Source organism: Pantoea sp. UBA4549, from assembly GCF_002387285.1.
Taxonomy (GTDB): domain Bacteria; phylum Pseudomonadota; class Gammaproteobacteria; order Enterobacterales; family Enterobacteriaceae; genus Pantoea; species Pantoea borealis.
In genome coordinates this window covers 1-13,327 of record NZ_DGLH01000003.1, presented here as the reverse complement: position 1 = coordinate 13,327, position 13,327 = coordinate 1, and the positions used below count along the sequence as shown (strand labels likewise).

The window sequence follows — 13,327 nt, the reverse complement described above, 5'->3', positions numbered from 1 at the left end:
CGATACGCTTACGCCAGCATATTCGCCACCAGCTGCTTATAGCCGCTGCTCTGTTCCGCGATATACACACCCTGCAGCTCCGGTGAAAAGCCCGGCAGCTGGTTGATCCCCGCTTCCAGCGCCAGGAAGTAGTGCTGTACCGCCCCGCCCCACACCTCGCCAGGCACGACACACAGCACGCCCGGAGGATAAGGTAAGGCGCCTTCCGCCGCGATGCGTCCTTCCGCTTCCGCGACCGGCACCAGTTCTACGTCACCACGGATATAAGCCTGATGTGCATCCTGCGGATTGACCGCTATCGGCGGGAAACAGTCAGCGCGGAACATCGCTTTCTGCAGATCTTTAACGGCAAAACTGACGTAGAGATCGTGCATCTCCTGACAGAGGCGGCGCAGCGTATAGCCGCGATAGCGCTCCGCATGCTTGCGATACAGGCTCGGCAGCACTTCCGCCAGCGGCGCATCTTCGCGCACCTGCTGTTCAAACTGCTCCAGCATCGCCACCAGATGCGACATCTTCTCCGCACTCTCTGCCGGCGTCAGCAGGAACAGAATGGAGTTCAGATCGCACTTCTCCGGCACAATGCCGTTTTCACGCAGATAGTTCGCCAGTATGGTAGCCGGAATGCCAAAGTCGCTGTATGCGCCGCTGCCTGCGTCGATACCCGGTGTAGTGAGCAGCAGCTTACAGGGGTCAATCTGATACTGACCTGGCGCATAGCCGCTGAAGCCGTGCCACTCCGCGTCGGGTTCAAAGCTGAAGTATGCCGGATCGCGGGCGATAACTGCGGTGTCAGCCTGCTGCCACGGCGCGCCGTGTACCTGAGCAGGCAGAAACGGTTTGATCAGGGTGCAGCGCTGCAGGATCGCTTTACGCGCCTCAATGCCCTGTATGACGCAGTCGTGCCACAGGCTGCGCCCTGCCTCGCCCTGATGCATACGCGCATTGATATCCAGCGCAGCAAACAGCGGATAAAACGGGCTGGTTGAAGCGTGCAGCATAAACGCATTGTTCAGCCGCTTGTGCGGGCAAAAGCGCTGCTGACCACGGATATGATTATCTTTTTTATGGATCTGCGAGGTCTGCGAAAAGCCCGCCAGCTGTTTGTGTACTGACTGGGTGACAAAGATCCCTGGATCCTCTTCCGTCAGGGTCAGCGTCAGCGGTGAACCCGCCGCCATCAGCGGAATAAACTGCTCATAGCCGAGCCATGCGGAGTCAAACAGAATGTAGTCACACAGATGGCCAATGCGGTCCACCACCTGACGCGCGTTATACACCGTCCCGTCATAGGTGCCGAGCTGGATAATCGCCAGCCGGAATGGCCGCGCCTGGCGGGCGCGATCGGGGGCAACCTGTGCGATCTCTGCCCGCAGGTAATCCTCATCAAAACAGTGCGCGTCGATGCCGCCAATCAGGCCAAACGGATTACGCGCCGCCTCCAGATAGACCGGTGTGGCACCCGCCTGCAGCAGCGCGCCGTGATGATTGGATTTATGGTTGTTGCGATCGAACAGAACCAGATCACCGCGCGTCAGCAGCGCATTGGTGACGACTTTATTGGCGCTTGATGTCCCGTTCAGCACAAAATAGGTTTTGTCGGCGTTAAAGACGCGGGCAGCAAACTTTTGCGCGTCCTTTGCCGAGCCTTCATGGATCAGCAGATCGCCCAGCCGGACGTCTGCATTACACATATCAGAGCGGAACAGGTTTTCACCATAAAAGTCATAAAACTGCCGTCCGGCGGGATGACGACGGAAAAACGCGCCGCCCTGATGGCCCGGGCAGGCAAAGGTGCTGTTCTGCATATCGACGTAGCGCGTCAGGGTATCAAAGAAAGGCGGCAGCAGAGCCGCTTCATACTCCCGCGCAGCCTGCTCCAGCGCCTGCCACTCTTCAGGAGCGCCGTTGATTTCGCCGGTTACGCCAGGCAGATCCAGCACCGCGGTATCAAACGCGTTAGCCACAAACACCGGCAGATTAAATCCGGTCTGACGCAGCAGCATCAGTACGCCGCTGCGCGTATCCGCCAGCGAGAGCACAACCGCGGCAACGTCGGTAAAGTCAGTAGCGTCGAGCGTCACAACATCGCGGGTGGTATTCAGGCTCAGGCCTGGTGCAATCGCCACGCTGGCGGCAATTTTCAATGGGTTCATAACTCAAATCCCCGGCATAACAGGATGAGTGGGTGCCAGTGGCACAGGAAGGAACAGCGTGACCGGTGCAGGGCACCCGCCGGTCGCGATAATGGCATTTTTTGCTGCTGCTCACAATCAGGGGTACTATTGGCTACACACTTCCCATCGCCGGAGGCGGCATGTTCAAAGCATTAGTCATTGAAAATGATACGCAGGGGTACCGCACCTCTCTGCAGGATCTCTCCGAGCAACAGCTTCCCGATCAAGATGTTATTCTTGATATCAGCTACTCCACACTGAATTACAAAGATGCGCTCGCCATCTGTAATAAAGGGCCTGTCGTACGCCAGTTTCCTATGGTACCAGGCATCGACTTTGTTGGCCGTGTTACCCACAGCCGCCATCCGGCCTGGCAGCAGAACGATCTGGCGCTGCTGACCGGCTGGGGCGTGGGTGAAAAGCACTGGGGCGGACTGGCGCAGAAAGCCAGCGTCTCAGGCGACTGGCTGGTCAGCGTACCGGATGCGCTGAGCCCGCAGCAGACAATGGCGATAGGCACGGCCGGATTCACCGCAATGCTCTGTGTGATGGCGCTGGAAAAACAGGGCATCACCCCGCAGCACGGCCCGGTGCTGGTGACAGGCGCCAGCGGCGGCGTGGGCAGTTTTGCGGTGAGCCTGCTGGCACGCCAGGGATATGAAGTGGTCGCCGCCAGCGGACGCGCGGCTGAGCGCGACTACCTGTGCAATACGCTGGGCGCCACAGCGGTAATCGATCGTGCTGAACTCAGCGAACCGGGTAAACCGCTGGCAAAAGAGCGCTGGGCCGCCGCCATTGATACCGTGGGCAGCCACACGCTGGCCAACGTGCTGGCAGGGATGCGCCGCGACGGTGTGGTAGCCGCGTGCGGAATGGCGCAGGGGCTGGATCTGCCGGGCAGCGTGGCACCGTTTATTCTGCGCGGCGTCACGCTGGCCGGAATCGATAGCGTTATGTGTCCGCAGCCGCTGCGTCAGCAGGTATGGCAGCGACTGGCAGAACAGGCCGACAACGCGCTGCTGCAGCAGATAACCCGCATCATCCCGCTAAGTGAAGCGCAGGCGGGTGCCGAACAGCTGCTGGCGGGCAACGTGCGCGGCCGGCTGATAGTGGATTGCCGTCAGGGCGTTGCCGATGTCTAAGCCCGCCATTACCCTGCACTACTGCACCCAGTGCAACTGGATGCTGCGTTCCGCGTGGATGGCTCAGGAGCTGCTGCAGACCTTCAGCGACGATCTCAGCGCGGTCACGCTGCAGCCCGGCACCGGCGGCGTCTTTGAGATCAGCGTGGATGGTCAGGTTATCTGGGAGCGCAAACGCGACGGCGGCTTTCCGGATGCGGTTACGCTAAAACAGCGCGTACGCGACTACTGCTGGCCGGATCGCTCGCTGGGCCATGCAGACAGGCGGCGTTAGCGCGTCCCTGTCTGCCGGCAGGCGATGCGTCTGCCGTGGCTTACTTCTCAGGTGATTTCTGATGCCAGTAGGCGACAGCGCGAATGAAATCCGTATGAACGCCGCGCTGCTGCGTAAAATAGTCGCTGAGCTGCTTCACCGCGTTTCCTTCCCCGGTCAGCCAGACAAAATAGTCACCCCCGGTAAAATCGATGGCAGCCAGTTCGGCTGTCAGCTGCGCCGGCGTGGTAGTTGCCATACGGTTGCTGCCCAGCCAGTGAGCGGTCACCCCTTCCATCTCTCCCAGATAGCTGTGTCCGGTAGCGGCATCCGTAAACGCCAGCAGGTGAACGCGCTGCGCCTGCAGCCCGGCGTAACGCCGCTTAAAAGCAGGCAGGCCGGTTTCATCGCAGACATACACCTGACAGGCGTAATCCGCCGGCATGATGCAGGAACCGCGCGGTCCGCCCATCGCAATCCGATCGCCAGGCTTAGCCGCCGCTGCCCAGCCACTCGCCACGCCATCATCATGCATATAGAAATCCAGCGTCAGCGAATCAATACCGTTAAACGCCAGCGGCGTGTAGTCGCGCGCGGCGGGGCGAACGCCCTCAGGCCAGATAATGCCCTCTTCTCCCATCTGCGGCAGTGCGAGGTCATAGCCCGGTTCGGGCGGAAAAAACAGTTTGATATGATCGTCAAACGAGGGTGAATGGAAGCCTGCCAGATCGGCTCCGGTAAACACAATGCGCCAGAACACGCCGGCGACCTGGATTTTGCTGGCTACCGTCAGATGACGAAAGCGCAGCTCATTACGCACGCGCTGTGGTGCACGACTGTTTTTCTGTGACACTTCACTTCTCCCGGCAGCGGCTGAAACACGCTCTGCTCGCGCCGCCACGCTTATTTAATGTAAATAATTCTCATTACGTGGCGAAACGATAGCGGTGACCGCGTCCGGACACAATGTCGAAAAATGCGGTTGCCGCTTCAGCAGAGAACGACGGGCGGAAGATGTCAGACGTGCAGATCGCTGCAGCAGAGTGGAGCATTCTCACTGTTTTCATACTGAGGCAATGCATTATCACCCACAATTTCCTGCTGAGCGCAGCGCTGCTGGTGCGGATGCAGGCCATCGGGGGGCGAAAAGGGTTCAGCCATTTGTGCGTGTGCCAGCGAGGAAACAACGGCAAGCGTCGCGGAAAGTAACACCGGTAAAAGTCGCATGATAATTTAGGGTTTCATTTAAAGATCCGGAGCGGATCGGGAATGCAGAGCGTTATCCAGCCTGATGCTGTACTACCCGCGCGTGACGCGGCAGATCGGGCTTCGGAGCAGAATTTTACGCCGCTACCGGCGCAGGGTTTATAAAATTGTGCGGTTTGTCACATTTCACCGCACAATTTGCTGTTTATTCCAGTGCAACCGGAATATGAAAGGTGCCCTGAAGCAATTGTGGCGTACTGTATTTCAAATCGAGCCTGAGCAGATCTTTACCGGGCCGGCGCGCTACACCGAGTGCCGGCAGATGGTTGTAATAAATCTCAGCGGTAAAGGCGTTGATCTCTTCCGGTGCGCCATGCCAGTCGATCTCTGCATAGAGCCCGCTCTCGCCGGTCCAGTTCTGCACGTGCTGCGGTAAAACAGCAGCGTGTTCACTCTCGAGCGCCTGAAACAGACTGATATGCTGCTGATCGAGCGAGCTGACGCCCGGACTGAACTGGAAACCGAGCCAGCCGCGCGTGGCGTGCTGGCCGGCAAAGGCGATGAAGTCGCGTGTATACTGCGCCACGATATGATTATGATGGTCAATATATTCACCAAAGCGGCACTCCCACTCCACCACTTCCCCGCTCAGACGAATTTCCGGCTTTTCGGCCAGCCGTGTTTTGACCCACGGACGCGGCGCAGAAATACGGCTGTGAAATGCTTTCATGCGCATTTCCGGAATACGCCGATAAGCGCCAGGCGTCAGCGAAAAATGGCTTTTGAACACGCGGGTGAAATTTTGCTGATTGTCGAAGCCAAAACGCACGGCGATGTCGATCAGCGGCATGCTGGTTAAGCGAAGCGCCATAGCAGATAAGGTCAGGCGGCGCTTGCGCGTATAGGAGGCCAGCGTCTGGCCGGTCATCTCCTTGAACATACGCTGCATATGCCATTTGGAATAGCCTGATTTCAGGGTGATAAGATCGATATTAAGCTCATCTGTCAGGTTGGCTTCAATCCAGTCAACCAGGTCAGAGATATACTGCTTTTTCAGGTTCAGACTAAGCATGGTTCTAATTGAATGAGTCAGGAAAGCGCGTATTAATGCGTTATTTGTCACATAAATATAACAAAATCGCCTAACAAACGTAAGGAAGAGTAAAGGATCCGGTCAGGGCGGCGCACTAATTGCTTAGGTTACTAACTTTTTTTGATGTAATGCGAGCGGCACGCTGTACCGTGCCGCTCTGTGACAGCCAGATATTAATGCGAGCGCATACCTGCCGCGGTCATCATCATACGAAACAGAGATGCCACCACGCCAAGTGCCAGCACGCTTGCACCATAGATGATCACCAGCCACATCACCCGTTTCCAGAGCGGCGCTTTGTGTTCAGTGTGCTGTTTCATGTTGCTGACCTCCGTTTGCATCTCAATGGTATCCTGCATCAGCTTTGATTTTTCCGCGGAACACATAGTAGCTCCAGAAGGTGTAGCCCAGGATCATCGGAATAATCAGCAGGCTACCGACCAGCATAAAGGCCTGGCTCTGCGGTGGCGATGCGGCTTCCCAGATGGTTACGGACGGCGGAATAATGTTCGGCCAGACGCTAATGCCCAGGCCAGAGAAGCCGAGGAAAATCAGCGCCAGCGTCAGCAGGAACGGCGAGTAGTGCGCCTCGCGTTTGATGGCGCGCATAATGCCCCACGAGCAGAGCAGAACCAGTACCGGAACCGGCAGGAACCAGAACAGGTTTGGCCGGGTGAACCAGCGCTGCGATATTGCTTCGTGAGCAAACGGCGTCCACAGGCTGATAATGCCGACGATCACCAGCAGCGCAATCACCAGCGGCGTAGCCAGCGCAGACATTTTACGGTGCAGTTCGTTTTCGGTTTTCATGATAAGCCAGGTGCAGCCCAGCAGCGCATAGGCCACCACCAGACCCACGCCGCAGAACAGCGGGAACGGGGCCAGCCAGTCGAGAGCTGAACCGGCAAACTCACGTCCCTTAACCGGGAAACCGTTGATCATCGCACCCACCGCCACGCCCTGGCTGAAGGTTGCCAGCAGCGAGCCGGCAATAAACGATTTATCCCAGAATGCACGATGCTCTTCGGTCGCCTTGAAGCGAAACTCAAACGCCACACCGCGGAAAATCAGGCCGATCAGCATTGCCGTCAGCGGGATAGCCAGTGCGTCAGCAATCACCGCATAGGCGAGCGGAAAGGCGCCATACAGCCCTGCGCCACCCAGCACCAGCCAGGTTTCATTACCATCCCAGACCGGCGCCACGGTGTTCACCATCATGTCGCGCTCAACGGCATCTTTGTTAAACGGAAACAGAATACCGATGCCCAGGTCGAAGCCATCCATCACGATATACATCAGCGTCGCAAAGACGATGATGGCGAACCAGATAACGGAAAAATCGATCATTTATTTACCCTCCTGCGAAGCATCCAGGCTCTCATGTGCAGCAGAGAGCGGGCGCGCTGGCGTCTTATCCTGACCCGGACCACCGTGACGGACATCTTTCCCTTCACCGGTGTGCGGACCTTTTTTGATCAGGCGCATCATATAGACATAGCCCACGCCAAACACTGAGGAGTAGACCAGGATAAAGGCCAGCAGGCTGATACTCATATGCAGGTCGCCGTGTGCTGAGACCGCATCAATTGTGCGCTGCACGCCGTAAACCACCCACGGCTGACGTCCGATTTCAGTGGTGAACCAGCCAGCAAGAATCGCGATCAGGCCCGAGGGTCCCATCAGCAGCGCAAACCACAGGAACGGCCGTGAGCTGTAGAGACGCTGTTTATAGCGCAGCCACAGGCTGAACACGCCGAGCGTGATCATCAGCAGCCCCATCGCCACCATGACGCGGAACGACCAGAAGATCACCAGCGAATTAGGCCGCTCTTCTTTCGGGAAGGTTTTCAGTGCCGGAACCTGTTTATCAAGACTGTGCGTCAGGATCAGGCTGCCGAGATAAGGGATTTCCAGCGCATATTTTGTACGCTCCTCTTCCATATCCGGAATACCAAACAGGATCAGCGGCGTGGCTTCACCCGGCGGGTTTTCCCAGTGTCCTTCAATGGCGGCAATTTTTGCCGGCTGATGCTCCAGCGTGTTCAAACCGTGCGCATCGCCAATCATCGCCTGAATCGGAGCAACAATCAGCGCCATCCACAGCGCCATGGAGAACATCTTGCGGATTGCCGGATTGTCATTGCCGCGCAGCAGATGCCATGCCCCGGACGCGCCCACAAAGAAGGCGCTGGCGAGGAATGCCGCAACCGACATATGGAACAGGCGATAAGGGAATGAGGGGTTAAAGACAATTTTGAACCAGTCTTCCGGCACCACAATGCCATTCTGGATGATGTAGCCCTGCGGCGTATGCATCCAGCTGTTTGACGCCAGGATCCAGAACGTGGAGATCAGCGTACCCAATGCGACCATGCAGGTGGCGAAGAAGTGCAGGCCCGGTCCGACGCGGTTCCAGCCAAACAGCATCACGCCGAGGAAGCCCGCCTCAAGGAAGAAGGCAGTCAGCACCTCGTAGGTCAGCAGCGGACCGGTAATACTCCCGGCAAACTGTGAGAACCCGCTCCAGTTGGTCCCGAACTGATAGGCCATAACCAGACCCGAGACCACCCCCATGCCGAAGTTCACCGCAAACACTTTCGACCAGAAGTGATAGAGATCGCGGTAGGTTTCATTACGGGTTTTCAGCCACATCCCCTCAAGCACCGCCAGAAAGCTGGCAAGCCCGATAGTGATGGCCGGGAAGATAATATGGAAGGAGACAGTAAACGCGAACTGTATCCTGGCCAGATGAAAAGCATCTAATCCAAACATTGCTTACCTCATTGCCACAAAATTACGCGGAATTTTTACTTATTATTAACAAAGATGGCGTGCAGAATAATTTCTGCTACGCCGTCATCGATTCCCGCCAAATGTAAGGAACCCGGCAGGAACAAACGGAAAAGAAGGGGTGAATAAAACTATACCAGTAAATCTTGATTAAGATCATTGTTTTTGCGAGAAACTATCTGTTTAAAATCACTGAGTTAAGGTTAATTATCCTGCTCTATTGTGACAATGTTGTTATTAATATTAGCGGTTAAAAAAGGCAATACTTGTTTAAGCAGTTCATTTAATTGTTAATTAAGGTAACAACCAAAACGGCAGTCTGATGTAGGCACTAGCGCAGTGTAAAAATTATTGCACGTCAGATTTTTAGTTAAATTAAAATTAAAAAAAATCCTGTTATAACGAAAGGTAATTAATAACCACCGCTCTCACCCTTTGCTCATGTTGTACAGCATCTCCCGCCGCGACTCCTTTTGACAGCTCACAGACGCACAGGCATCCGGACGGCTAAAGCATCGCTATTTTACTGCCGGAAGCGGAAAAAAATCGCATAAATTGATCAAGAAAAACGAGCAAGCGGCGCATGAAATTGGCGATTTTCTTATTTGCAGATTAATCCGGTGCACTTTCTGAAGGTATATTTAAGAAACACCTTAAATATCTTTAAATACAGGCCGTTGTTAATATTGCAAAAAAGGTAAAAATGGCGATCCATCGACAATATTTATTACGTTCATAGATATTTCGCATTGTTGTCTGCCACCGCGAACCCTCTATAATTTGTCTTTTGAGCAACCAGGAATTTCAGGAGGCCGTTATTAATACTAACCACCAGCCACGCCATGTGTTCGGGGAACACGAAGCCCATGCTGATCTGGAGTATCAATACGATCCTCATGAGTTTGTACGTGAAGGCGCAGAAGATTCGGAGCCAGAACCTGAGCTGATTCAGGGACTGCCGGCACCGGATGCGCTGACACCTGCCGATCGCTATCTGGAAATGTTTGAGCATGTTCAGACATCGCATATTTTTGCTGACAGCAAAACGTTTCCTGACTGCGCGCCTAAATTCGATCCGCTGGATATTCTTATCCGCTATCGTCGTCGTAAGCGCGCAGGCGATCTCGATCTGGAAAAGTTCATTCATGAACATTTTTATCTGCCGCAGGTAAATGAGAGCTTTTATGTCTCTAATCCGGATAAAACGCTGACAGAGCATATCGATGATTTGTGGCCGGTGCTGACTAAAATGCCTCAGCAGCATATGCCGCACTCTTCACTGCTGCCGCTGCCCAAACCGTATGTCGTGCCCGGTGGCCGCTTTGGTGAAACCTACTACTGGGACTCCTATTTCAGCATGCTGGGGCTGGCGGATGCCGGACGTGACGATCTGCTGCGTCATATGGCGGATAACTTTGCCTGGCTGATTGATAACTACGGTCATATTCCTAACGGGAATCGCACCTACTATCTCAGCCGCTCGCAGCCACCGGTATTTGCTCTGATGGTGGAGCTGTTTGAAGAGGATGGCATTCGCGGTGCAAAACGCTACCTTGACCAGCTGATGAAAGAGTATCAGTTCTGGATGGATGGTGCAGGTGAGCTGATGCCGCATCAGGCTTATCGTCACGTTGTGCGCATGCCTGATGGCTCGCTGCTCAACCGCTACTGGGACGATCGTGATACGCCACGTGATGAATCCTGGATGGAAGATGTGGAGACGGCCAGCAAGTCGAGCCGTCCGGCTAATGAGGTTTACCGCGATCTGCGCGCCGGTGCTGCATCCGGCTGGGATTACTCTTCGCGCTGGCTGCGCGATCCGCAGCGACTGGCGAGTATCCGTACTACGCAGTTTATCCCGGTCGATCTCAATGCGTTTCTCTACAAACTGGAACTGATGATCTCGACGCTGTCGCACGCCCGGGGTGAAGAGCTGACGGCACTGGCGTGGCAGAAAAAAGCGGATGCGCGCAAGCAGGCAATTAACCGTTATCTGTGGGATACCACCGCAGGCGTCTATCGCGATTACGACTGGCGCAATGAGCGGTTTGGCGCATTTACTGCAGCTGCAGTCGTGCCGCTGTTCCTCGGCCTGGCCTCACCTGAGCAGGCGCATTTGCAGGCGATTGCGCTGCGCCAGCTGCTGCTGACCCAGGGTGGGCTGCTGACGTCTATGGTTGAAAGCGGCGAGCAGTGGGATGCGCCTAACGCCTGGGCACCGCTGCAGTGGATGGCCGTGGTAGGTTTGAATCATTACGGCGAAGAGACGCTGGCAACAGAAATTGCGGTGAACTGGCTGACCACGGTGAAAAACTTCTATTCGCTGCATCACAAGCTGGTAGAGAAATATGATATCAGTGGCGATCGGGCGCGTCCGGGCGGCGGTGGTGAATATCCGCTGCAGGATGGTTTCGGCTGGACCAACGGCGTTACGCGTCGCCTGCTGTCAATGTATGGTCATCTGCTGGCAGATTAACGTCCTGCCATGCCGTTCAGAAGAAGGTCGCCCGCAGGCGACCTTTTTTTATTTCTGCTGCTGCAGAAAGGCGAGCAGATCGGCGTTCAGCTGATCCTGATGGGTGACAGCAAAGCCGTGCGGTGCGTTGTCATACACTTTGAGCTGCGAATCTTTAATCATCTCATGCGCCAGCTTGCCCGTCGCCTCAAAGGGTACGACCTGATCGTTGCTGCCGTGGATCACCAGCGTGGGCACATCGACCTTAGCGATATCATCCCGGAAGTCCGTTTCTGCAAACGCGGTAACGCAGTCGATAGTGCCTTTCAGCGAAGCGAGCAGCGCGATATTGAGCGTCTGGGTCAGCACCCCGTCTGATACCTGCTGTCCGGCATTCAGGCCATAAAACGGCGTGGAAAAATCGCTGATGAACTGTGCGCGGTCCTGACGTAATCCCGCCCGGATATCATCAAATACCGCCTGTTCCGGCCCTTCCGGGTGATCCGCTTTCCTGCCGAATACCGGCGTCACGGCACCCAGCAGCACCAGCGATTTTACTTTCGCGCTGCCGTAGCGGCCAATGTAGCGCGTGATATCGCCCCCGCCCATTGAAAACCCTACCAGCGTAATCTCTTCCAGCTGAAGATGTTCAATCAGATCATGGATATCATCAGCGAAGGTATCATAGTTGTACCCTTCCCACGGCTGCTCTGAGCGGCCAAAACCGCGACGGTCAAATGCGATAACGCGATAGCCCCGCTCCGCCAGAAAGTTAAGCTGGCTGTCCCACATATCTGCATCCAGCGGCCAGCCGTGGCTGAACAGCACTGGCTGGCCGCTGCCCCAGTCTTTAAACCAGAGCGTAACGCCATCTTTAGTCTGAAAGGTGCTCATATCATTCTCCGTGCGTGGTCGATAACAGGCCGTTTTACTGCCGGCGGGAGGGCGCCGTAACAGTATCCACAGGCAAGTTTAGACGCTTTAAGCGGACAGGGATCGCAGCGGAAGCGTTTAATGATTAAATGTCGCGTCTCTCCTGCCCGGAGGCAGCAAGCCTGATGCCCTGCTTTCCGTTGCGCTTCACCTGATACATCACCTCATCGGCCCGCTTCAGCGCATCATCAAAACTCTCTTTTGCCCGTACCGGTGCCACCCCGATTGAGGCGCCAATCTGTGCGAGGCCGTTGTCCACATCAAACGGCTGCAGCGCTGCCTCCAGCACGGCCTGCGCCAGAAGCCGCACTTTGGGATACTCGATCAGAAACGGCATCAGCAGCACAAACTCATCACCGCCGAGCCTGCCCGCCAGCACCACAGGCGGCAGACAATCCAGCATTCGCTGGCTGAGCTGGATCAGCACTTCATCACCGCTGCGATGACCGAGCGTATCATTGACGTGCTTGAAGTTGTCCAGATCGATGAACGCCACGCAGAGCGGCCCTTCGGCCTGCATCTGCGCAAACTGAACAGAGAGCGCATGGCGATTGGCCAGGCCGGTCAGCGGATCGTGATGCGCCAGCAGCGCAAGCTGGGCCTCATAATTTTTCTCTTTGGTCATATCGATATGCGTACCGGTCACACGCAGCGGATTACCCGCCTCATCCCAGTCGCTGACGCGACCGCGGTCCAGCACCCAGGTGATTTTGCCATCTTTCCCAATCATGCGGTGCAGCGCCTCATACCACGGCGCCCGCCCTTCGATATGATCGTAAAACGCCCGCAGCACCTCATCGGCATCTTCCGGATGCAGACATTCCCGCCAGGCCTCAAAGCGCGCTTTTGTTTCCTTAGGCTGAAAGCCGAGCATTGCCCCCCAGCGCCGGTTGAAAATCACCAGTTTGCCGCTGGGAATATCCAGCTGCCACAGGCAGAGTCCGGTGCCATCCAGCGCGGCGCTGAGTTTATTGCGCGCATCATGCGCAATACGCTTCAGGCGCGCGTTGTGTTTTTTCAGGTTCTGGATCTGCTGACGCAGGGCTTCTTCAGACATAGTCAATTATGGTGAGAAAATAAACGCTATTTTGCCTGTCCTGAATTTCCTGTAAACAGAACAGGTGAAAAGCCGACGAGTTTCGGAAAATTGTCCCAACCGCAGGAGTAATGGCGCATTATTGGCCGGTTTTCAGTTTGCTTTGTCTGCTGGGGAGGGGCGCGGCAGCGCGGGGGGCTGTGCGCTTAGCAGCGCGGGACTGGGCGCTGAGCAGCGCGGGG

The 13,327-nt window shown here is 55.9% G+C and carries 12 protein-coding genes; 4 read left to right on the top strand and 8 right to left on the bottom strand.

Annotated features, from left to right (window positions below):
• Positions 1-8 precede the first annotated feature (8 nt).
• Complete coding sequence (locus B3041_RS00665; RefSeq protein WP_292968515.1) at positions 9-2,156, bottom strand: ornithine decarboxylase; 2,148 nt, start codon at positions 2,154-2,156, stop codon at positions 9-11.
• Between the two features lie 161 nt (positions 2,157-2,317).
• On the opposite strand from B3041_RS00665, the gene B3041_RS00660 reads away from it, so the two are divergent.
• Both B3041_RS00660 and B3041_RS00655 read left to right on the top strand, forming a co-directional pair.
• Positions 2,318-3,319 (top strand): MDR family oxidoreductase, encoded by a 1,002-nt coding sequence (locus B3041_RS00660; RefSeq protein WP_292968513.1) that lies wholly within the window; start codon positions 2,318-2,320, stop codon positions 3,317-3,319.
• Positions 3,312-3,593 carry a SelT/SelW/SelH family protein gene (locus B3041_RS00655; protein WP_065648219.1) on the top strand — a complete coding sequence of 94 codons (282 nt, stop codon included), beginning with the start codon at positions 3,312-3,314 and terminating at the stop codon, positions 3,591-3,593. Before B3041_RS00660 ends, B3041_RS00655 begins: the two co-directional genes overlap by 8 nt.
• 40 nt (positions 3,594-3,633) lie before the next feature.
• Here the strand turns inward: B3041_RS00655 and B3041_RS00650 are convergent, their stop codons facing one another.
• Positions 3,634-4,425, bottom strand: coding sequence for a siderophore-interacting protein (locus tag B3041_RS00650; protein WP_292968512.1), 792 nt, complete (start codon positions 4,423-4,425; stop codon positions 3,634-3,636).
• Between the two features lie 113 nt (positions 4,426-4,538).
• On the opposite strand from B3041_RS00650, the gene B3041_RS00645 reads away from it, so the two are divergent.
• Positions 4,539-4,781, top strand: a complete 243-nt coding sequence (locus B3041_RS00645; RefSeq protein WP_292968511.1) for a hypothetical protein — start codon at positions 4,539-4,541, stop codon at positions 4,779-4,781.
• A 202-nt stretch (positions 4,782-4,983) separates the two neighbouring features.
• On the opposite strand, the gene B3041_RS00640 is transcribed toward B3041_RS00645, so the two are convergent.
• The 4 genes from B3041_RS00640 to B3041_RS00625 all read right to left on the bottom strand — a co-directional run bounded on the left by B3041_RS00640 (position 4,984) and on the right by B3041_RS00625 (position 8,643).
• Positions 4,984-5,850, bottom strand: coding sequence for a helix-turn-helix domain-containing protein (locus B3041_RS00640; protein ID WP_065648216.1), 867 nt, complete (start codon positions 5,848-5,850; stop codon positions 4,984-4,986).
• A gap of 194 nt (positions 5,851-6,044) precedes the next feature.
• Positions 6,045-6,191, bottom strand: coding sequence for a DUF2474 domain-containing protein (locus tag B3041_RS00635; RefSeq protein ID WP_369826793.1), 147 nt, complete (start codon positions 6,189-6,191; stop codon positions 6,045-6,047).
• 22 nt (positions 6,192-6,213) lie between these two features.
• Entirely contained in the window at positions 6,214-7,218 is a 1,005-nt protein-coding gene (gene cydB / locus B3041_RS00630) for a cytochrome d ubiquinol oxidase subunit II (protein WP_039380114.1), read from the bottom strand.
• A complete protein-coding gene (locus B3041_RS00625; RefSeq protein ID WP_292968509.1) occupies positions 7,219-8,643 on the bottom strand; it encodes a cytochrome ubiquinol oxidase subunit I in 1,425 nt (474 codons plus the stop codon).
• A gap of 835 nt (positions 8,644-9,478) precedes the next feature.
• On the opposite strand from B3041_RS00625, the gene treF reads away from it, so the two are divergent.
• The gene (treF, locus tag B3041_RS00620) at positions 9,479-11,137 is read left to right on the top strand and encodes an alpha,alpha-trehalase TreF (RefSeq protein ID WP_065648368.1); all 1,659 of its coding nucleotides are present in this window, start codon (positions 9,479-9,481) and stop codon (positions 11,135-11,137) included.
• A 48-nt stretch (positions 11,138-11,185) separates the two neighbouring features.
• Here the strand turns inward: treF and B3041_RS00615 are convergent, their stop codons facing one another.
• Positions 11,186-12,010, bottom strand: coding sequence for an alpha/beta fold hydrolase (locus tag B3041_RS00615; RefSeq protein ID WP_292968508.1), 825 nt, complete (start codon positions 12,008-12,010; stop codon positions 11,186-11,188).
• A 124-nt stretch (positions 12,011-12,134) separates the two neighbouring features.
• Positions 12,135-13,106: a sensor domain-containing diguanylate cyclase gene (locus tag B3041_RS00610; protein WP_292968507.1), complete on the bottom strand. Its 972-nt coding sequence runs from the start codon at positions 13,104-13,106 to the stop codon at positions 12,135-12,137.
• Between the last annotated feature and the right edge of the window lie 221 nt (positions 13,107-13,327).

Excerpts from the sequence above, each read along its gene's own strand:
- B3041_RS00665 (WP_292968515.1), bottom strand. The coding sequence starts at position 2,156 with ATGAACCCATTGAAAATTGCCGCCAGCGTGGCGATTGCACCAGGCCTG.
- B3041_RS00660 (WP_292968513.1), top strand. The coding sequence starts at position 2,318 with ATGTTCAAAGCATTAGTCATTGAAAATGATACGCAGGGGTACCGCACC.
- B3041_RS00655 (WP_065648219.1), top strand. The coding sequence starts at position 3,312 with ATGTCTAAGCCCGCCATTACCCTGCACTACTGCACCCAGTGCAACTGG.
- B3041_RS00645 (WP_292968511.1), top strand. The coding sequence starts at position 4,539 with ATGTCGAAAAATGCGGTTGCCGCTTCAGCAGAGAACGACGGGCGGAAG.
- B3041_RS00640 (WP_065648216.1), bottom strand. The coding sequence starts at position 5,850 with ATGCTTAGTCTGAACCTGAAAAAGCAGTATATCTCTGACCTGGTTGAC.
- B3041_RS00635 (WP_369826793.1), bottom strand. The coding sequence starts at position 6,191 with ATGAAACAGCACACTGAACACAAAGCGCCGCTCTGGAAACGGGTGATG.
- cydB (WP_039380114.1), bottom strand. The coding sequence starts at position 7,218 with ATGATCGATTTTTCCGTTATCTGGTTCGCCATCATCGTCTTTGCGACG.
- B3041_RS00625 (WP_292968509.1), bottom strand. The coding sequence starts at position 8,643 with ATGTTTGGATTAGATGCTTTTCATCTGGCCAGGATACAGTTCGCGTTT.
- B3041_RS00615 (WP_292968508.1), bottom strand. The coding sequence starts at position 12,010 with ATGAGCACCTTTCAGACTAAAGATGGCGTTACGCTCTGGTTTAAAGAC.
- B3041_RS00610 (WP_292968507.1), bottom strand. The coding sequence starts at position 13,106 with ATGTCTGAAGAAGCCCTGCGTCAGCAGATCCAGAACCTGAAAAAACAC.